The organism is Sphingomonas aerophila (assembly GCF_014199305.1).
Classification (GTDB): domain Bacteria; phylum Pseudomonadota; class Alphaproteobacteria; order Sphingomonadales; family Sphingomonadaceae; genus Sphingomonas; species Sphingomonas aerophila.
Map to the genome: position 1 here is coordinate 84,351 of NZ_JACIJK010000005.1, position 18,092 is coordinate 102,442.

Annotated in this window: 17 protein-coding genes; 8 read left to right on the forward strand and 9 right to left on the reverse strand. The window is 67.3% G+C overall.

Annotated features, from left to right (window positions below; translation table 11 throughout):
* Nucleotides 1-6 precede the first annotated feature (6 nt).
* The gene (locus FHS94_RS08745; protein WP_184056857.1) at nt 7-2,754 is read left to right on the forward strand and encodes a [protein-PII] uridylyltransferase; all 2,748 of its coding nucleotides are present in this window, start codon (nt 7-9) and stop codon (nt 2,752-2,754) included.
* Between the two features lie 9 nt (nt 2,755-2,763).
* Here the strand turns inward: FHS94_RS08745 and FHS94_RS19135 are convergent, their stop codons facing one another.
* The 8 genes from FHS94_RS19135 to FHS94_RS08780 all read right to left on the reverse strand — a co-directional run bounded on the left by FHS94_RS19135 (nt 2,764) and on the right by FHS94_RS08780 (nt 11,574).
* Nucleotides 2,764-3,030 (reverse strand): hypothetical protein, encoded by a 267-nt coding sequence (locus FHS94_RS19135; protein WP_221234663.1) that lies wholly within the window; start codon nt 3,028-3,030, stop codon nt 2,764-2,766.
* A complete protein-coding gene (locus tag FHS94_RS19140; RefSeq protein ID WP_221234664.1) occupies nt 3,027-3,404 on the reverse strand; it encodes an esterase/lipase family protein in 378 nt (125 codons plus the stop codon). The genes FHS94_RS19135 and FHS94_RS19140 overlap by 4 nt, the downstream gene beginning before the upstream one ends.
* A gap of 89 nt (nt 3,405-3,493) precedes the next feature.
* Nucleotides 3,494-6,310 carry a TonB-dependent receptor gene (locus tag FHS94_RS08755; RefSeq protein ID WP_184056860.1) on the reverse strand — a complete coding sequence of 939 codons (2,817 nt, stop codon included), beginning with the start codon at nt 6,308-6,310 and terminating at the stop codon, nt 3,494-3,496.
* A 209-nt stretch (nt 6,311-6,519) separates the two neighbouring features.
* Nucleotides 6,520-7,053: a translation initiation factor IF-3 gene (gene infC, locus FHS94_RS08760; protein WP_184056864.1), complete on the reverse strand. Its 534-nt coding sequence runs from the start codon at nt 7,051-7,053 to the stop codon at nt 6,520-6,522.
* 84 nt (nt 7,054-7,137) lie between these two features.
* Entirely contained in the window at nt 7,138-7,374 is a 237-nt protein-coding gene (locus FHS94_RS08765) for a DUF305 domain-containing protein (protein ID WP_184056867.1), read from the reverse strand.
* 154 nt (nt 7,375-7,528) lie between these two features.
* The gene (gene thrS, locus FHS94_RS08770) at nt 7,529-9,523 is read right to left on the reverse strand and encodes a threonine--tRNA ligase (protein ID WP_184056870.1); all 1,995 of its coding nucleotides are present in this window, start codon (nt 9,521-9,523) and stop codon (nt 7,529-7,531) included.
* Between the two features lie 58 nt (nt 9,524-9,581).
* Complete coding sequence (locus tag FHS94_RS08775; RefSeq protein WP_184056873.1) at nt 9,582-10,583, reverse strand: alpha/beta fold hydrolase; 1,002 nt, start codon at nt 10,581-10,583, stop codon at nt 9,582-9,584.
* A gap of 40 nt (nt 10,584-10,623) precedes the next feature.
* The gene (locus tag FHS94_RS08780) at nt 10,624-11,574 is read right to left on the reverse strand and encodes an alpha/beta hydrolase (RefSeq protein ID WP_184056876.1); all 951 of its coding nucleotides are present in this window, start codon (nt 11,572-11,574) and stop codon (nt 10,624-10,626) included.
* A gap of 225 nt (nt 11,575-11,799) precedes the next feature.
* Here FHS94_RS08780 and FHS94_RS08785 point away from each other — a divergent pair, with 225 nt between their 5' ends.
* The gene (locus FHS94_RS08785) at nt 11,800-12,708 is read left to right on the forward strand and encodes a family 16 glycosylhydrolase (protein WP_184056878.1); all 909 of its coding nucleotides are present in this window, start codon (nt 11,800-11,802) and stop codon (nt 12,706-12,708) included.
* Nucleotides 12,709-12,729: 21 nt separating this feature from the next.
* Here the strand turns inward: FHS94_RS08785 and FHS94_RS08790 are convergent, their stop codons facing one another.
* Nucleotides 12,730-13,545, reverse strand: a complete 816-nt coding sequence (locus FHS94_RS08790) for an LD-carboxypeptidase (protein ID WP_184056881.1) — start codon at nt 13,543-13,545, stop codon at nt 12,730-12,732.
* Between the two features lie 48 nt (nt 13,546-13,593).
* On the opposite strand from FHS94_RS08790, the gene FHS94_RS08795 reads away from it, so the two are divergent.
* From FHS94_RS08795 to FHS94_RS08820, 6 genes are all read left to right on the forward strand, one after another.
* Nucleotides 13,594-15,006, forward strand: coding sequence for a UDP-N-acetylmuramate--L-alanine ligase (locus FHS94_RS08795; RefSeq protein ID WP_184056884.1), 1,413 nt, complete (start codon nt 13,594-13,596; stop codon nt 15,004-15,006).
* Between the two features lie 68 nt (nt 15,007-15,074).
* Nucleotides 15,075-15,482, forward strand: a complete 408-nt coding sequence (locus FHS94_RS08800) for a hypothetical protein (protein ID WP_184056886.1) — start codon at nt 15,075-15,077, stop codon at nt 15,480-15,482.
* On the forward strand, nt 15,479-15,682 hold the full coding sequence (locus tag FHS94_RS08805; RefSeq protein ID WP_184056887.1) for a helix-turn-helix domain-containing protein: 204 nt from the start codon (nt 15,479-15,481) through the stop codon (nt 15,680-15,682). Before FHS94_RS08800 ends, FHS94_RS08805 begins: the two co-directional genes overlap by 4 nt.
* Nucleotide 15,683: 1 nt before the next feature.
* Entirely contained in the window at nt 15,684-16,598 is a 915-nt protein-coding gene (locus tag FHS94_RS08810) for an alpha/beta fold hydrolase (RefSeq protein WP_246348468.1), read from the forward strand.
* 20 nt (nt 16,599-16,618) lie between these two features.
* Nucleotides 16,619-17,338 (forward strand): alpha/beta hydrolase, encoded by a 720-nt coding sequence (locus FHS94_RS08815; protein ID WP_184056889.1) that lies wholly within the window; start codon nt 16,619-16,621, stop codon nt 17,336-17,338.
* Nucleotides 17,335-18,072 carry a tetratricopeptide repeat protein gene (locus FHS94_RS08820; RefSeq protein WP_184056891.1) on the forward strand — a complete coding sequence of 246 codons (738 nt, stop codon included), beginning with the start codon at nt 17,335-17,337 and terminating at the stop codon, nt 18,070-18,072. Before FHS94_RS08815 ends, FHS94_RS08820 begins: the two co-directional genes overlap by 4 nt.
* The last annotated feature ends 20 nt before the right edge of the window (nt 18,073-18,092 follow it).

Sequence of the window (18,092 nt, forward strand, 5' to 3'; positions counted from 1 at the left end):
GCGCCCATGGCAGGACGTTTCGACCATCTCCCCAATCGCCGCGCAATCGTTGACCGGCGCGCGCTGGCAGAAACTCTCGCCGCGCTACCCGACGGCGATCCGGTTGCGCTGCGCCGGGCCGCTACCGCCGAGCTGAAGTCCGCCCTGGAGGCCGGGCGAGCCGAGATCGCCCGCCGCCTGGCCGACCAGCCCTCTCGCGGGCTCGAAGTGGCGGGCGCGCAGGCTTACCTGACGGATGTCCTGCTCGGCGCGCTGATGGAGCTCGCCGCGAACCGGCTCTACCCGTTGCACAACCCGACCAAGGGGGAGCGGCTGACGCTGATCGCCGTCGGCGGATACGGCCGGGGCGAGATGGCGCCCTTTTCCGACGTCGACATCGGCTTCCTGACGCCGGGCAAGCAGACGCCCCATGCCGAACAGGTCATCGAGTCCGTCCTGTACGCGCTATGGGACCTGGGGCTGAAGGTCGGCCATTCCAGCCGATCGCTTGACGAGATGATCCGCCAGGCTCGCGCCGACGTGACGGTGCGCACCGCGCTGCTGGAGGCTCGCTACATCTGGGGCGATCACGAGCTGTACGACGAGGCCGCGCGCCGCTTCAAGACGGAGATACAGGCCGATACCGCCCGCACCTTTATCGCGGACAAGCTTGCCGAACGCGACGCGCGCCATCGCAAGATGGGCGACACCCGCTACGTCGTCGAACCCAACGTCAAGGAAGGCAAGGGATCGCTGCGCGACCTTCATGCGCTGTTCTGGATCGGCAAGTACATTTACGACGTCCAGCGCGCGACCCAGCTGGTCGATGTCGGGCTGTTCACCCGCGCCGAATACCGGCTGTTCCACCGGGCCGACACCTTCCTGTGGGCTGTGCGCTGTCACCTCCACCTGGTCGCCGGGCGCGCGGAAGACCGGCTGACCTTTGATTACCAGCGCGAGATTGCGAGCCGGATGCGCTTTCGCGACCGGCCTGGCAAGTCGGCGGTGGAACGGTTCATGCAGCTCTATTTCCTGCAGGCGAAAAGCATCGGCGACCTGACGGGCGTGTTCCTGGCGCATCTGGACGAGAAGTTCGCCGCGCGGGGTCGCCGCTTCCTGCTGCCCACCATTCGCCGCACGCCGCGCCGCCTTGCCGGCTTTCAGCTCGACCGCGGTCGGCTGGCGTTGCCGCGCGACGACTTCTTCGCCGAGGACCCGGTTCGGCTGATCGAGCTGTTCCAGCTGGCCGACCTCAACGGATTGGAAATCCACCCGCTTGCGATGCGCGCCGCCGCCCGCGATGCGAAACTGGTCGGCGACTACCGCCGCGATCCGCGCGCCAACGCGCTGTTCCTCGACGTGCTCTGCTCTCCACGCGACCCGGAGTTGGTGCTGCGCTGGATGAACGAAGCGGGCGTGCTTGGCCGCTTCGTCCCCGACTTTGGCCGCGTCGTCGCGCAGATGCAGTTCGACATGTACCACCACTACACCGTGGACGAGCACACGGTGCGCGCGATCGGGCTGTTGTCGCGGATCGAGCATGGCACGCTCAAGATCGATCACCCGATCGCGACCGCCATGTTCGATCGCATCGCCTCGCGCCGCGCCCTGTATGTGGCGGTGCTGCTTCACGACATCGCCAAGGGTCGCGGCGGCGACCATTCGGTGCTGGGCGCGGAAGTGGCGCTGCGCCTGTGCCCTCGGTTCGGTCTGACGCCAGCGGAAACGGAGACGGTTGTCTGGCTGGTGCGCTATCACCTGCTGATGAGCGCAACGGCGTTCAAGCGCGACCTGTCGGATTTCAAGACGATCCTCGATTTCTGCGAACAGGTGCAAAGCCCGGAGCGGTTGCGCCTGTTGCTGATCCTGACGGTGGTGGACATTCGCGCGGTGGGCCCGGGCGTGTGGAACGGCTGGAAGCGCCAGCTCCTGTCCGACCTGTTCGAAGCGGCGGAAGAAGTGCTGCGGCTCGGCCATAAGCAGACCGGGCGGACGGAACGCATCGCGGCCAAGCAGGACCGGCTGCGCACCGCCCTTGGCTGGGACGACCAGCGGCTCGCCGCCTATGTCCACCGCTTGCCCTCCGCATACTGGATCGCGGAGCCGGACGAGGTCTTGTTGCAGAACGCGCGGTTCATCGATGCCGCCGGGTCCGGCCAGCTTGCCATCGACGCGCGGGTGGATGCGGAGCGCGGCGCGACATTGGTCACCGTCTACGCCGCCGACCATCCGGGCCTGTTTTACCGGATCGCGGGCGCGATCCACCTGGCGGGCGGCAACATTATCGACGCGCGCATTCACACCACGCGCGACGGCATGGCCGTGGATAATTTCCTGGTTCAGGACCCTCTCGGCCGGCCCTTCGACGACACAAGCCAGCTCGACCGGTTGCGGCGCGGGATAGAGGATGCGCTCGCCAACCGCGGCAAGATGGCCGACCGGCTGCTGGCCAAGTCACCCCCGCGCCCGCGTGCGGATGCCTTCCCGATCGAACCCAACGTGTTGATCGACAATGGCGCGTCCAACCGCTTCACGGTGGTGGAGGTGAACGCGCGCGACCGGCCGGCGCTGCTCAACCAGCTTGCCCATGCGCTGTTCCAGTCCAAGGTGACGATCCATTCCGCCCATGTCGCGACCTATGGCGAACGCGCGGTGGATACGTTCTACCTGACCGACCTGACCGGCGATAAGATCCCAGACGGCGCGCGCCTGAAGACACTCGAACGCCGGCTTGGCGCCGTGGCCGCGGGCGAACCGCTCGACCTGGCCGCCTGATCGGCGCGGCTAGGGCGCAAAGCTCCCGCTGCGAAGGAAGGTCACGGCCTGCTCGATACAGGCACGGTTGTTCACGATGCCCGGATGGGTGGTCGGCAGGACGACATGGCTGGACAGGCCCGGCACATGCGTGGACGCGACCGACACGCGGCCGTCATTGGGCCGGGGCAGCAGCAGCGACCCCAGCGGGTAGATGGAGCGGCTTGCGGCGATAACGCCCAATTCATAGTCGACACGGCCCAGCAGCGCCGCCAGCCGCTCACCCCGCCGCGTCACCAGCTCGCCGCCAGCCGGGCCGAACCAGCGTCGATACGGCCCCCATCGATGCAACAGGTCCGCAATCTCGCTCCCCCGCTGGGCGGCGCCAGCATGACGACCCTGCCCAGCATTGGTGGCCGGTACCGCGTCAGCAGCGCACGGGCGACCAGCCCGCCCATCGAATGCGTGACGAAGTGCAATGGCCCGTCCAGCCCCTCCGCGAAGGTGCGGACGGCCGGGATCAAGCCGTCGACAATGTCGGACAGGTCACGCCGCCGCGACGGGTAATCAAGATTCGCGGTGGCATAGCCCTCGCCCTCCAGGCGGCGCTCCATCGCCCGCAGCGAGCGTGCCGTGCGGCTGATGCCGTGAAGAAGGACCACGCCGCTCATGCAACCGGCTCCATGCCTGTCCAGGTGATCCGAACACGAAAAGGCCGGACCGTGTCGCCACGGCCCGGCCCGATCGCGAAGCCGAATTTTTAGAAGCGGCCGCGCAGAGTCACGCCATAAGTGCGCGGCTCGGCAATAAACGAGGTGAAAATCTGGTTCGCCGGCGTGGTGCCAAGCTGGATGGTCTGCGCCAGGCTGCCAGCGCCCTGGAATGGGGCGTTGAACGCGACCTGCTGGTAATCCTGGTTGAGCAGGTTCTGCGCCCAGGCCTCGATCGACCAGCGCCGATCAGGCGCGCGCAGGCCAATGCGTGCGTTCATCAGGAAGAAGCTGTCCTGCGCCTTTTCCAGGAACAGGTCAGACCCCGTGTTATAGTCCGACGACAGGCGTCCATCGACATAGAACAGCGCCGAATAACCGGAGGAGCCGAGTTCCGGCGTCCAGCTGACCGACGACGTCACGACATGCTTGGGCGCGTTCGACAAGCGGTTGCCCGACAGCAGGAACAGCGCAGGATCCAGCGCCTCGCCCGCCTCGCTGCCGACCAGGTTGTTGCGGTACTTGGTATCGGCCAGCGTATAGCCCAGGTTCACGGCGAAGTTGCTGGTCGGGTAGATGCCCGCCTCCAGCTCGACGCCCTGCGAGCGCACGCCGTACTTGACGTTGCCCGCGCACCGGCCGGTGGCGGGCGAGTTGTCGCGATCGCCGCCGTTCAGGCTGTCCGAGCAGGACCCGATATTCTGCACGACATAAACGGTGCCGTTGAACGTGTTCAGCTGGAAGTTCTTGAACTCCTGCCGGAACGCCGCGACGTTGAAGGTGAACTGCGACGTCGTGAACTTCAGGCCCGCTTCATACGCATTCACGGTTTCCGGGTCGAAGCGCAGCAGTGACGCGTTTGGCGCGATCGTCACCGCCGGATTGATCGCGGAGCCCAGGTCCGACCGGTCGAGGTTATAGCCGCCCGCCTTGTAGCCGCGCGAATAGCTCGCATAGAGCAGCAGTTCGCGGGTCGGCTTGTACGAGATCACGCCCGTGCCGGTCAGCTGACTTTCGTCGAAATTGTCGCTGATCGACTTGCCGTTCAGCGTGGCGCTGGAATTGCCCGTGCACGACAGGGTGATGATCCCGCCGGCCAGCGTCGCCAGCGCCGGGTTGGTCAACAGTCCGCCCAGGCCACCCTGCGCGGTGCCGGCCTGTTGCGCCGGGCAGACCGTGTTGTTGTTGGTGAAGTTGGCGCTGAAATCCTTGCTTTCATGCGTGTAGCGCAGGCCAGCCGTGATGGAGAGCTGGTCGGTCAGCTTGAAGATGTTGTGCGTGAAGAACGCGTAGTTTTCGCTCTGCTGGTAATAACGGTCCCGCACCGAACCGAGGTTGTTGAGCGTCGACAGCCGGTCTATACCGCCGAGCACCAACGGCGCCGCCGCTCCGAACGCGCCGGTCAGGACCGCCCGCCCGGTTGGGCTGAGACAGCCACGCGCCGTGGGGTTGCGCAGCGCCGCCGCCGGGTTGACCGTGGCAACGATGCGGCACGCGGCGAATGCGCCATATTGGGTGCCGAACTTCAGGTTGTCGACGACCTCCAGGTCTTCCTTGGAGTAATACCCGCCGACCAGCCAGTTGAGGCGATCACCGAACAGCTCGCCGTTCAGGCGCAGTTCCTGGCTAAAGGTGTGGAACTGGCGATAGCTGTTGCCGTCGTCCGGCCGGTAACCGATGTCGAGGTTGTTGTAATCGATGTCGGACTGGCCTTCCGACTTATACTCGCGATAGGCGGTGATCGACGTCAGCGACGCGCCGCCCAGGTTCCAGTCGATCTGCCCCGACCCGCCATAATCCTTGGTCACGGCAGAGTAGGCGCGGCCCGGCGTCAGCGAGATGCGGCGGTTGTACGGGTCGCCCCGGCTGGGGAACAGGCCGCCAAGGCTGGTCATCACGTCGACGATCCGGTTGGTCGGCGACAGTGCGAAATCCCCTGGGACGCCCGGCGTCGGATCGATTTTCTCGCGCGTATCGACATAAACCGCGCCGCAGCATTTCTCGTTGCGGTACGTATAGTCGCCGATCAGGCGGATCTGCAGGTCGTCGGACGGCTTGAACAGCAACTGTCCGCGGACAAAGTAGCGATTGCGGTCGTTGTAATCGGTCCGGTTCACCACGTCGTACAAGAAGCCGTCACGCTTTGAAGCGACACCATCGACGCGGAAGGCCAGCTTGTCGGCGATGATCGGGCCGGTGATGCCCACCGCGCCACGGAAGAAGTCGTAATTACCGCCCGTCACCTCGGCATAGCCGCCGAAGCGGAAGTCGGGCGCCTTGGTGATGATGTTGATCGTACCGGCCGACGCGTTGCGGCCCGACAGCGTGCCCTGCGGCCCGCGCAGCACTTCGATCCGGTCCACTTCGCCCAGGTCGTTGAGGCCCGAGCCCGTGCGGCTGCGATACACGCCGTCGATGAACACCGCGACCGAGCTTTCCAGGCCAGGGTTGTCGCCCACCGTGCCGATGCCGCGGATACGGGCGGACGCGTTGGCTTCCGTGCCGGTTGACGAAATCAGCAGGGACGGCGTCACCTGCGTCATCTGGCGGATGTCGGTCGCGCCGGTGTTCTGCAACGTGTCCTGGCTGACCGCGGTTACTGCGATCGGCACGTTGGACAGGCGCTCCGCACGGCGGGTGGCGGTGACCACCACGTCGCGGCTGTTGATGCCGGTCGCGTCCTGGCTGTTGTCGGCGTCCGTCACCCGGGAGTTCTGCGACTCGACGTCGGCATTGGCCGTCGCTTGGGAGGGCGCCTGAACATCCTGCTGAGTCGTAGGCTGGTCGGTCGTCGGGCGCTCCTGCGCCATGACCGGCATCGCCAACGCTGCCGCAGCCGCCGACAGCAGAAATGCGGTCTTCCGCATGGTATCCTCTCCCTTGTTTTTGAACCCCGGGTTTGCCGGAAAGGTAGAGGCGAGTTCGAGCGTTCGTCTAGGCTTTTCTCACGCCTTCGAAAAACGGGTCCTGCTGGGGCCAAAAGTGTAACAAGGCGGCCACACCGCTGCCGGCGGCCAGAAACAGAACCGGCCCGCTTACCCTGGGGCAAGCGGGCCGGATCAGGCGTGTCAGCGACTCACTTGGGCGCCAGCACCATCAGCATCTGCCGGCCTTCCATGCGGGGATAAGCCTCGACCTTGGCGACTTCGGCCACCTGCTCGGCGACACGCTGCAGCACATTCATGCCAAGCTGGCCGTGGCTCAATTCGCGACCGCGGAAGCGCATGGTGACCTTTACCTTGTCGCCTTCCTCGATGAACTCCGCCACCTTCTTCATCTTGGTGTCATAGTCGTGGTCGTCGATGTTCGGACGCATCTTGATCTCCTTGATCTCCTGCGTCTTCTGCGACTTACGGGCAAGGTTCGCCTTTTTCTGCGCCTCGTACTTGTACTTGCCCACGTCCAGGAACTTGGCGACGGGCGGGTCCGCGTTGGGCGACACCTCGACCAGATCGAGCCCGACTTCCTGGGCAGCAGCCATCGCCTCGCGCGTGTACATCACGCCGAGATTCTCACCCTCATGGTCGATCACGCGGACCTTGGGGCTCTGGATCCACTCGTTAAATCGAGGACCGTTCATCGGCGGCGCCTGGTTGGGACGGCGCATCATGGGAGGACGTATGGGTAATTCTCCTGTTGGTTGTCTTTCCAACCATATAGTGTTTTTGCGGTTCCAGCAAAAGGCCGGCCGGCGTCAGTGAGCGTGCCCGGAGGGGTCTTTCGTCGATAGTGGCTGGCCCCCTGTCCGCATCCAGCGTTCCATGGCCGCGATTCCGCCCTCGTGCGCGGTGGTCACGCCCGTTGCCAGCGCCCGCATCTGGGTGTCATTGTGATGGCTAAGCTCCACCCGCGCCATGTCGACCGCCCCGCGATGATGCGCGATCATGCCGCCCGCAAAGGCGATGTCCGGGTCGCGATCCACCGGACCCATGTCGGATGGTTCCGCGCCGCTGCCTCGTCATCGACACGCATGGCCGCGGTCCGCGGCACACCCGTGGCGGCATGGGCGGACGGGGCGCCCTGCCCCGCGCCCTTGTCGCCGGACGCACGGCCGCACCCTGCCAGCGCCAGCGCCGCCCCCATCCTCAACGCAACAGGTCGGGCGGCGTCGCCTCTGCGCGCAGCATCGCGACCACCTCGGCAACCGTCACGATCTCCTGCGCCTGGCTGCCCAGGCGGCGGATGGCGACCTTGCCCTCCTCGGCCTCACGCTTGCCGACCACCAGCAGCACCGGCACCTTGGCGACCGAATGCTCGCGCACCTTGTAGTTGATCTTCTCGTTGCGCTTGTCCGTTTCGACCCGGATGCCGGCGCGCGCCAGCTCGGCCGCGACCTCGTCGGCATAGCCGTCGGCGTCCGACACGATGGTCGCGACCACCGCCTGCACCGGTGCCAGCCACAGCGGGAATCGGCCGGCGTGATGCTCGATCAGGATGCCGATGAAGCGCTCGAACGTCCCCAGGATCGCGCGGTGGAGCATGATCGGGCGATGGCGCTGGCCATCCTCGCCGACATAGCTCGCGTCCAGCCGTTCAGGCAGCACCGTGTCCGTCTGGATGGTTCCGACCTGCCACGTCCGCCCGATCGCGTCCGTCAGGTGGAATTCCAGCTTGGGCGCATAGAACGCCCCCTCGCCTTCCAGTTCTTCCCAGCCGAACTCGGCCGTGTTGCGGCCCGTCGCCGCGACCGCGTCGCGCAGCGACTGCTCGGACCAGTCCCACATCTCCTCCGACCCGAAACGCTTGTCCGGGCGCAGTGCCAGCTTGATCGCGTAACGGTCGAAGCCAAGGTCCTTGTACACCGAGTCGAGCAGGTCGCAGAACTTTTGCACCTCCTCGATCAACTGGTCGGCCCGCACAAAGATATGCGCGTCATCCTGCGTGAACTGGCGCACGCGCATGATGCCATGCAGCGCGCCATGCGGCTCGTTGCGGTGGCAGCAGCCGAATTCGGCCATGCGGATCGGCAGGTCGCGGTATGACTTGATCCCCTGGCGGAAGATCAGGACGTGCGCGGGGCAGTTCATGGGCTTCAGCGCCATCAGGTCGGCATCACCCGACAGGATCGCGCCCTCATCCTCCGTGTTCGGGATCTCGTCGGGCACGACAAACATGTTTTCCCGATACTTGCCCCAGTGGCCGGACTGCTCCCATTGGCGCGCGTCCATCAGCTGCGGGGTCTTGACCTCCGCATAGCCCGCCGCATCAAGCCGGCGGCGCATATACGCCTCCAGCTGCCGCCACAGGACAAAGCCCTTGGGGTGCCAGAACACGGACCCTTGCGCTTCGGACTGGAGGTGGAACAGGTCCATCTCCTGCCCGATCCGGCGGTGGTCGCGCTTGGCGGCCTCCTCCAGCATGGTCAGGTGCGCGTCGAGCTGCTTCTTGTTCAGCCAGCCCGTGCCATAGATGCGCGACAGCATCGCGTTCTTCTGGTCGCCGCGCCAATACGCGCCCGACACGCGCGTCAGCTTGAACGCCTGCGGGTCGAGGCGACCGGTCGTTGGCATGTGCGGGCCCCGGCACATGTCGAGCCATTGGCCTTGGCGATAAATGGTCAGTTCCTCGCCATCGGGCAGTTCGGCGGCCCATTCGGCCTTGAACGTCTCGCCCTGGCGCTGCCACGTCTCGATCAGCTGCTCGCGCGACCAGACCTCGCGCTGGAACGGCTCGTTCCGCGCCATGATGCGCCGCATCTCCGCTTCGATCGCGGGCAGGTCCTCCTCGGTGAAGGGCCGCTCCTTTGGCGCGAAGTCGTAGTAGAATCCGTCGTCCGTCGCCGGGCCAAAGGTGATCTGCGTGCCCGGGAACAGGTGCTGCACCGCTTCGGCAAGGACGTGCGCGTAGTCGTGGCGCACCAGCTCCAGCGCGTCCGCCTCGTCCTTGAACGTGACCAGCGCCAGGTTGGCATCACCCTCGAACGGGCGGGACAGGTCGCGGATCTGTCCGTCGACCCGCGCCGCGATTGCCGCCTTGGCCAGCCCCGGCCCGATCGCCGCCGCGACGTCCGCCGGGGTAGTCCCCGGGGCTACCTCACGGACGGAACCGTCGGGCAGCGTGATACGGAAATGCGCGGACATGGATTCCTTTCAGCTCAGGATGAAAACGCCCGCGATATAGGGAAGGAATCGCGTCAGGTCACGGTCGTGCGAGCGCTTGCGTCAACGCCGCCTCGAACCGGGCGGGCGCCTCCACCTGCGGCGCGTGCCCCAGCCCCTCCAGCCGCACCAGCGTCGCGCCCGGGATGACCTTTGCCGCGCCCTCCGCTGCCTGTGGCACGGTGCGGATCGCGGCGGGGTTGGGCGCGCTTGCACCGCGAAAAGCCGTCGCATCCGCCTGCCCGATCAGCAACGTCACCGGCACGCGCAGTCGTTCAAGCTCGGCCGCCACCGGTTGCGTCTCTATCATGTCCGACAAACGTGCCTGCGCCTCACGCACCTTTTCACCATCGGGCGAGGCGTATTGGCCGGCCAGCATCGCGACCCATCGATCGTACTCGGGCCGCCATGCCCCGTGGTAATAGTTCTTCAGCTGGTACGCCCTGATCGACGCGGCGTTTGTCTTCGCCTCCTCGGCGCGCAGCTTCTCGATCGGGGCATAGGGCACGCCCTCCGCCAGCGTGTCGTTCAGGCCCAGCGGGTTGACCAGCACCAGCGCGTCCACCCGGTCCGGGTAGAGAAGCGCATATCGGATCGCGAGCATGCCCCCGGTCGAGTGCCCGACCAGCGTTGCGCGCGCCACGCCCGCCGCCGCCAGCAGGTCGCGCGTCCGTGTCGCCAGCGCGGCGAAGCTGTATTGAAAGCCGTCGGGCTTGTCCGATTTGCAGAAACCCACCTGATCGGGGACGATCACGCGATAGCCGCGCGCGGCCAGCGCCGCCGCTGTCCCTCCCCAGGTCGCCGCGCAGAAGTTCTTTCCGTGCAGCAACACGGCCGTACGCCCGTTCGCACGGATGGTGGGCGCCACGTCCATATACGCCATCGCCACGCCCCCGCTCTCGAACCGGCGCACGGGATAAGGGTAAGCAAACCGCTTCAGGTCGGCGCCCAGCGGCTGGGCCCGATCCTCAACGACAGGCGACGCGACGGCAGAAGTGGCAGCCTGGGGCAGCGCGGCGGCGGCAAGGAGAAGCGCGATCATGCCCCCTTAACCCGCCAGCCGCGCCTTCTCTCCCTTTGGCTCAGGCGGCGGGCTTGACCCAGCCGTGCATCGCCATCCAGCGCGCGAACTCGTCGAACCAGCCGGTGCTGGTCGTCGGCTTGGGATACATGCCAAAGCCGTGGCCGCCCTGTTCGAACAGGTGGAACTCGACCGGCCGCTTCGCCGTGCGCCAGCTGTCGATCAGGCCAAAGCCGCCATTGCCGAACAAGGGATCGTCGGCCGCCAGCGCAACGAACATCGGCGGCGCGTCGGCTGGCACCGTTACCGGCGTCAGCGGGCCATAGATATTGCCGATAAAGGCGGGCTTGGCATCCTCGCCATGCAGCGCCGTGGTCATGGTCAGCATCGCGCCCGCTGAAAAGCCCACCATGCCGATCCGGTTGGGGTCGACCTTCCACTCGCCCGCGCGTCGGCGGATCAGGGCAAAGGCGGCGCGTGCGTCCGCAATCTGCGGCTGGAGGTTCGCCATCATGCGATCGGGATCGGGCCGTGGCATCGGCCGCGTCCCCGAAAACCGCTCGCGCTGGTCCTTTTCATAGCCGGCAAGGTCCGCCGGCGTCTGGTTCAGCCTATACTTGAGCACGAAGGCGGCAACGCCCCGTGCGGCCAGCGCCTTGGCGACGTCCCACCCCTCATTCTGCAACGACAGGGTGGTGAAGCCTCCGCCCGGCGCGACCACGACCGCAGTACCTGTCGCCTTGGCCGGATCGGGCAGGAAAGGGGTCAGTGTCGCCTCGGTCACGTTGCGGACGAACACGCTGTTATATTGGCTGTGCCAAGATTCGCGTGCCTTGGCGCCGGGCAGCGGCCCCGTGCCGAGCGCAATCGCACCGGGCTGCGCGGGTACGGAGATCGCGGCCATCTGGTCGCTCTGCGCTTGCGCCGGCCCGGCCGTCAGCAACGCCGCCGCCAGCCCCGCCGCCGCGCCCCGCATCCATGCCGAGCGTGCGCCCGCTATTCTGTTCAACATCAGATCTCCTCTCCCGCTTGTCACGGTCGCCCTGCGCCGCATTCTTGTCCTACTAGAGCAGCGGCGGAACGCCGGGTCAACCGGCTGCGATCACCACGTGGAGACGCAATGGTCATCGCAGCAGAATCCGCGGCGCGAAGTCGCCGGCCAACATGGTCACCGCCTCTTTAACCGGACCTAAGCCACTGGGAGCGTAGGCTTTTCACAACACGGAGAACGGTTGTGATGGCTATGAATTGGTTGGGCAGGTCGGCGACTCACCTCGCCTTGGCAGCGTCGGTGGCTGGTTGCGGTGGCGGCACCGGCGCTGCCATTGGGGACAGCGTGGCAGTCGTGCCCGGCCCCCTGCCGGTCAGCACACCCACGCCATCACCCAGCCCGACGCCCACTCCCACGCCAACCGCCACTACCACGCAGCAGGGTACCCCCACGCCCGCCAATCCGGCGAGCGACCTGTCCCAGCTTCCCCCGGTCGATCTGTCGGACATGAAGCTGTGGAACTATGCCGGCAAATGGCATGCGTCCGAATGGGACAATGCCGTCAGCACGATCCCCTGGCGCTATAACCACGTCACCCAGCCCAATCGCGCGGACACGTATCTGCGGCTCGACGAGGCGGGGGCGCCAGAGCTTCAGGCTGTGACCGGCACGCCTGCACAGACCGACGGTTTGTGGGAAGCGGACGTGACCCTGCCGACCCTGATGGACGGCCTCGTCGTGGCGCCCTTGTGGCTTTACAATCAGAAGACCCATGACGAAATCGACTTCGAATATGCCGGGCGGAAGGGCCTCGACGTAACGCTTCACGCCAACGTGAACGGCGCCATGAAGCAGACATCGGTTCGCCTGTTCCCTGGCAAGGACATGTCGGGCCAGCGCCATCGCTTCGGGATCCGCATGGATCTTGCCGCCGGGGTGATCGAGCTGTTCTTCGACGGCAAGTCGGTTCAGCGTTGGACGCGGGACAAGGCGCCCATCTTCATCACCACCCCGCTTCGCCCCTGGTTCTCCATGTGGGCGGCCAATCCCACCAATGCCGGGCTGGTTGGCTGGACCGGCACCTGGCCGGGCCTTCCCGCCGGCGGGTCGCTGACCATGACGGTGCACGGCTACCGCTACACGCCCCTCAGCTAAGGTGCGCCGGGGCCGGGCGCGTCAGGCGATCCCGAACGGTACGAGGCGGTTGTTGGCATCATGGCCGATGACCGCCCGGCCCAGATACGGCACGCCCATCTCGCCGCACCAGCGAATGATCATGTCCTCCGCCGTTCCCTTCCACGGCGGGTCGTTTTCGATCACGTCCTTGATCATGCCAAGTTTGACGCCAGCGATCCCTTTCAACTGGGTCGCATGCGCGATCGTGAACAGCATCCGGTCGATGCGGTACATCGGCTCCGATACCTCCTCCAGCATCAGCACATGATCGGTCAGGTCGGGGAGCCAGGGCGTCCCCACCAGCGCGTCCAGGATCGCGATGTTGAACGCCACCGCCGGTCGCCCCGCCAGCCCCGGCTCCAGCACGCTGCGCTCCCCCCGTGTCAGCCAGGCGAGCGACCGCGACACGCACGCGCCCGCATCCGCCCGGTTCACCTCCGACGGCATCGGCCCATGCACCGGCCGCCCGATCCGCCGCGCATACAGCGCCGCCAGCAGGAACCCGTTGTCCGAATAACCAAGATACGTCTTGTGCCGCGCCGCCGGGCCCAGCTGCGGAATGACGCTGTGGAGGAGGCGGTTCGACCCATAGCCGCCCCGCGCAAACCAGATCGCGTCAAAGGCGGCGTCGTTGGCGAACTCAAGGAAGGCGGCACCGCGCCGCTCGTCCGACCCGGCGAAATGGCCGTCCGACTCATAGCATTGCGGATGAAACACCAGCTCCACATCCGGAAACGAAAGTGCCGCGAGCGCGGACAGCTTTGCCTCCACGATCCGGTCGATCGGCCGGGCCGGCGCGCAAATCCCGATCTTCAACGCCTGCCCTTCCTTGCCCCGTGTCGCCTTAGCCGATAGCGCGAAGCCATGGTTGACGCCAAGCTCCCGCTGGACCGCCCCTTTTTCGTCGGCATCGGCGGATCGGGCATGATGCCCCTCGCGCTGATCCTCGCCGGCCGCGGTGCCGATGTGTCGGGATCGGACCGCAGCCTCGACCAGGGTCGCGTTCCCGCCAAGTTCGACGACCTGCGCGCCCGGGGCGTCCGGCTCTTCGCCCAGGATGGCAGCGGCATCACCTCCCCCGACCAGCTCGTGATCGCCTCCGCCGCGATCGAGGCGACTGTCCCCGACATGGTCCGCGCTGCAGAGCTCGCCTGCCCCCGCGCCACCCGGGCACAGGTGCTAGCGTCCCTCTTCAACGACAGCGCCCTGCCGATCGGCGTCGCGGGCACCAGCGGCAAGTCGACGGTGACCGGCATGATCGGCTGGATCTTCCACGCGCTCGGCCGCGATCCCACCGTGATGAACGGCGCGGTGATGAAGAACTTCGCCACTCCCGACGCGCCTTTCGCCAGCGCGCTGGTCGGCAAGGGCGATGCGTTCATCAGCGAAGTGGACGAAAGCGACGGCTCCATCGCGCTTTACCGCCCCGCGGTCGCCGTGATCGGCAACATCAGCCTCGACCACAAGGGGCTGGACGAGCTGCGCCAGTTGTTCGGCGACTTCGCCGGCACCGCGCGCACCAGCGTCGTCAACGTCGGCGATGCCGAAGCCGCCACCCTCGCCGCAACGCTGCCCCGCGACCGGTTGCTGACCGTCGCGACCGACGCCGAAGCCGACATCGCCGCAACGGCCCTCGCGCCCGAACCCTTCGCCATCGCCTTTGACCTCGCCGGCCAGGGCGAGCGTCACCGCGTCCGCCTCTCCGTCCCGGGCCGCCACAACGTCGCCAACGCGCTCGCCGCGATCGGCGCCTGCGTCGCGGCGGGCGTGCCGCTTGCCGACGCTGCCCGCGCGATCGAGGGCTTTGCCGGCCTGCGCCGCCGCTTCGACCTGGTCGGCACGGCGGCCGGCGTGTCGGTGATCGACGATTTCGGCCATAACCCCGACAAGATCGCCGCGACGCTCGACACGCTGCACGCCTTTCCCGGCCGGCTGCTGCTCCTGTTCCAGCCGCACGGCTATGGCCCGCTCAAGGTGATGCGCCGCGAACTCGTCGACAGCCTCGCCGCCCGCCTCGCGCCCGGCGACGTGCTGGTGATGCCCGACCCCGTCTATTTCGGTGGCACCGTGACGCGAGAGGTGACCAGCGCCGACATCATCGAGGACCTGCGTGCCCTTGGCCACGACGCCCGCCACATCCCCGACAGAGCCCACGCCGCCGCGGCCCTTGTCGCCGAAGCCGAGTCCGGCGACCGCATCACCGTCATGGGCGCCCGCGACGACACGCTAAGCCTCCTCGCCGCCGACATGGTCGAGAGCCTGCGCGTAAGGACGTAAAGCACCCTTGACGTAAAGCTCGCTTTCCATGTAAAGCTTCCTTCACAACGAGTCGAAGGAGGTCACCAATGCCCGCCACCCCCGCCCTGCGCCGCTACAACAAGCGCGTGCTCATCTCCTGTGCAGCTTACGGCTTCTCGCTGGTCGGCGGCATCAGCTACTTCAACAATCATCCCGGCGCGCATGGGCCGACCGCCTATCTCGCGGCCGTCATCCCGGCGCTCGCCATCATCGGCGTGTTCGTCGCGGTCGGACGCTATCTGGTGGAGGAGCGGGACGAGTATCTCCGCATGCTGATGGTGCGCCAGTCGCTGGTCGCAACTGCCTTTGCGCTCAGCCTCGCGACGCTGTGGGGCTTTCTCAACAGCTTCGACCTCGCCCCCCGGATCGACAGCTATTACGTCGCGGTCGTCTGGTTCGCCGGCCTGGGTGTTGGCTCATGCGTCAACGCCCTGATCGAGCGGAGGGCCCGGTGAACAACCACCTTCGCGACCTGCGCGGGGAGCGGGGCTGGAGCCAGCAGGAGCTGGCGGAACGGCTGGACGTCAGCCGCCAGAGCGTCAACGCGATCGAAACCGGCCGCTACGATCCCTCGCTCCCCCTCGCCTTCAAGATCGCCGAACTGTTCGGCCTCGCCATCGAACAGGTATTCACCAGCCCGTCCAGGGAGTCCTGAGATGATCCGTCACCTGCCCCAGCCCCTTGCCGGCCTGTTCGTCGCGTTGATCGCGATCCACGCCACCCCCGCGTGCGCCCAGCAGGCTGCGTTGGCCGCTGTGACGGCGCCGACGCAGATGCAGCACATCTCCGTCCAGGTGACCGGCACGGGGTCGCCCGTCATTCTCATCCCTGGCCTGTCGAGCCCGCGCGACGTCTATGCCGGCGTCGTTCCCGCGCTCGCTCGCCACCATCGCGTGTACGTGGTTCAGGTGAACGGGTTCGCCGGCGACGCACCGCGCGCTAACCTTCAGCCCGGGCTGCTGGCTGGCATCGTCTCCGATCTTCACCAGTTCGCGACCGCGCAGAACATCGCGGCCGCGCCGGTGGTCGGCCATTCCATGGGCGGGCTGGTCGCGCTGATGCTGGCCAAGGCGCATCCCGCCGACGTCGGCAAGCTCCTGATCGTGGACGCGCTGCCCTTTGTGGGGGAGATCTTCGCCCCGGGCGCCACCGTCGCGGCCCTCGAACCTCAGGCGCGCGCGATGCGTGACATGATCGCCGCCGCCTATGGCAAGCCCGCCGATCCCGCGATGACCGCCGCGATCGCCAGCCACAATGCGCTGAAACCCGCGAGCCAGGCCCAGGTCGCCGCCTGGGCGGCTCGGGCGGACCCGCGCGTTTCCGCTCTCTCCCTTTATGAGGACATGGTGACGGATCTGCGTCCCGACATGGCCGCCATCCGACAGCCGATCACGGTGCTCGTGCCCTACAGCGCCGCACTGCCCCAGGCGCAGGCTCATGCCCTTTACGAACGCGCCTATGCCGCTGCGCCCGCACACAGCATCGTCGATGTCGCAGACAGCGGCCACTTCGTCATGCTCGATCAGCCGCAAGCCTTCACCACATCGCTCGACGCCTTTCTCGCGGGCTGAGGCGCGGGTAAGGGCGGCGCATGACCAGCACTCGCCCCAACCTCGCCTATCACCATACTCCCGGCACCGGCCCGACGGTCGTGTTCCTGCCCGGCTACGCGTCCGACATGACCGGCACTAAGGCGATCGCGCTGGAGGTCTGGGCCAAGGCGCGCGGCCGCGCCTTTCTCCGCTTCGACTATGGCGGCTGCGGCGCCAGCGAGGGCGACTTCGCCGACCAGACGCTGGCCGGCTGGCTGGAGGATGTGCTCGCCATGATCGACCAGGTCGCGACCGGGCCGGTGGTGCTGGTCGGCTCCTCGATGGGCGGATGGCTGATGCTGCTCGCCGCACGGGCCCGGCCGGATCGCGTCGTCGGCCTGGTCGGCATCGCGCCCGCCCCCGACTTCACCGACTGGGGCTTCTCGCAGGAAGACAAGATGACCCTGCTCCAGACCGGACAGCTGGAGCGCGCCAACCCTTATGGCCCCGAACCGACGCTCTACACCCGCGCCTTCTGGTCGTCGGGCGAAGCGAATCGGCTGATGTTCGGGCAGATCGCGATCGACTGCCCGGTACGGTTGATCCAGGGGCAGCGTGACCCGGACGTGCCCTGGAACCGCACGCTCCACCTCGCCAGCCTGCTGCGTTCAGACGATGTGCATCTGGCTCTCGTCAAGGATGGCGACCACCGCCTGTCGCGCGACACCGACGTCGCGCTGCTGCTTCGGACGGTGGAGGATCTCGTCGCCCGCGCATGACCGCTCTGCTCCTCCTCCTTCTGGCCCAGGCCGCGCCGGCACCGGCCAGCGACAACGGCGCGCGCTGCCTCGATCTCGTCCGCACCGATCCCGCCGCCGCGCTGGTACAGGCGGCGCGCGCCCCGCTCGCCAACACGGTGGAGGGTGGCCGGTGCGAGGGTCTGGCCAACGCGGCGCTCAGCCGCTGGGGCGCCGCTGCGGTGGCATTCGAAACCGCCGCCCGCGCCGCTGCCGCGACCAAGGATGATGAGGCCGCTCGCCTTTGGGCACAGGCGGGGAATGCACGCCTCGCCGGCGGCGACGCATCGGGAGCCCTCGCCGCGCTCGACTCGGCGGTCGCGGCCGGGACGCTAGCCGCCGAACCACTGGGTCAGGTCCGCCTCGACCGCGCCCGTGCCCGCGTCGCGACGGGCGACAATGATGGCGCGCGCGAGGACATCAACGCCGCGCTGCCGGCCCTGGACGGCGATCCCGTCGCCTGGCTGCTGTCCGCCACGCTCGCCCGCCGCGCCGGCGACGTGCCCCGCGCCCGCCACGACATCGGCGAGGCGCTCCGCCGCAGCCCCGACGACGCCGGCGTACAGCTGGAGGCAGGCAACATCGCCGCGCTCGCCCGTGACGAGGCCGCCGCCAGGGCCGCCTGGGCCGAAGCCGCGCGCCTTGCCCCCAACGGGCCCGAGGGTCGCGCCGCGCTTGCCGCCCTGCGTCAATTCGACCCCGCCAGCCCCCAATAAGGGAACCCGGCACGGGGCCG

Bases quoted from the DNA above. Each gene is read 5' to 3' on its own strand.
- FHS94_RS08745 (WP_184056857.1), top strand. From the start codon at position 7: ATGGCAGGACGTTTCGACCATCTCCCCAATCGCCGCGCAATCGTTGAC.
- FHS94_RS19140 (WP_221234664.1), bottom strand. From the start codon at position 3,404: ATGAGCGGCGTGGTCCTTCTTCACGGCATCAGCCGCACGGCACGCTCG.
- FHS94_RS08755 (WP_184056860.1), bottom strand. From the start codon at position 6,310: ATGCGGAAGACCGCATTTCTGCTGTCGGCGGCTGCGGCAGCGTTGGCG.
- infC (WP_184056864.1), bottom strand. From the start codon at position 7,053: ATGATGCGCCGTCCCAACCAGGCGCCGCCGATGAACGGTCCTCGATTT.
- FHS94_RS08765 (WP_184056867.1), bottom strand. From the start codon at position 7,374: ATGGGTCCGGTGGATCGCGACCCGGACATCGCCTTTGCGGGCGGCATG.
- thrS (WP_184056870.1), bottom strand. From the start codon at position 9,523: ATGTCCGCGCATTTCCGTATCACGCTGCCCGACGGTTCCGTCCGTGAG.
- FHS94_RS08775 (WP_184056873.1), bottom strand. From the start codon at position 10,583: ATGATCGCGCTTCTCCTTGCCGCCGCCGCGCTGCCCCAGGCTGCCACT.
- FHS94_RS08780 (WP_184056876.1), bottom strand. From the start codon at position 11,574: ATGTTGAACAGAATAGCGGGCGCACGCTCGGCATGGATGCGGGGCGCG.
- FHS94_RS08785 (WP_184056878.1), top strand. From the start codon at position 11,800: ATGGCTATGAATTGGTTGGGCAGGTCGGCGACTCACCTCGCCTTGGCA.
- FHS94_RS08795 (WP_184056884.1), top strand. From the start codon at position 13,594: ATGGTTGACGCCAAGCTCCCGCTGGACCGCCCCTTTTTCGTCGGCATC.
- FHS94_RS08800 (WP_184056886.1), top strand. From the start codon at position 15,075: ATGCCCGCCACCCCCGCCCTGCGCCGCTACAACAAGCGCGTGCTCATC.
- FHS94_RS08810 (WP_246348468.1), top strand. From the start codon at position 15,684: ATGATCCGTCACCTGCCCCAGCCCCTTGCCGGCCTGTTCGTCGCGTTG.
- FHS94_RS08815 (WP_184056889.1), top strand. From the start codon at position 16,619: ATGACCAGCACTCGCCCCAACCTCGCCTATCACCATACTCCCGGCACC.
- FHS94_RS08820 (WP_184056891.1), top strand. From the start codon at position 17,335: ATGACCGCTCTGCTCCTCCTCCTTCTGGCCCAGGCCGCGCCGGCACCG.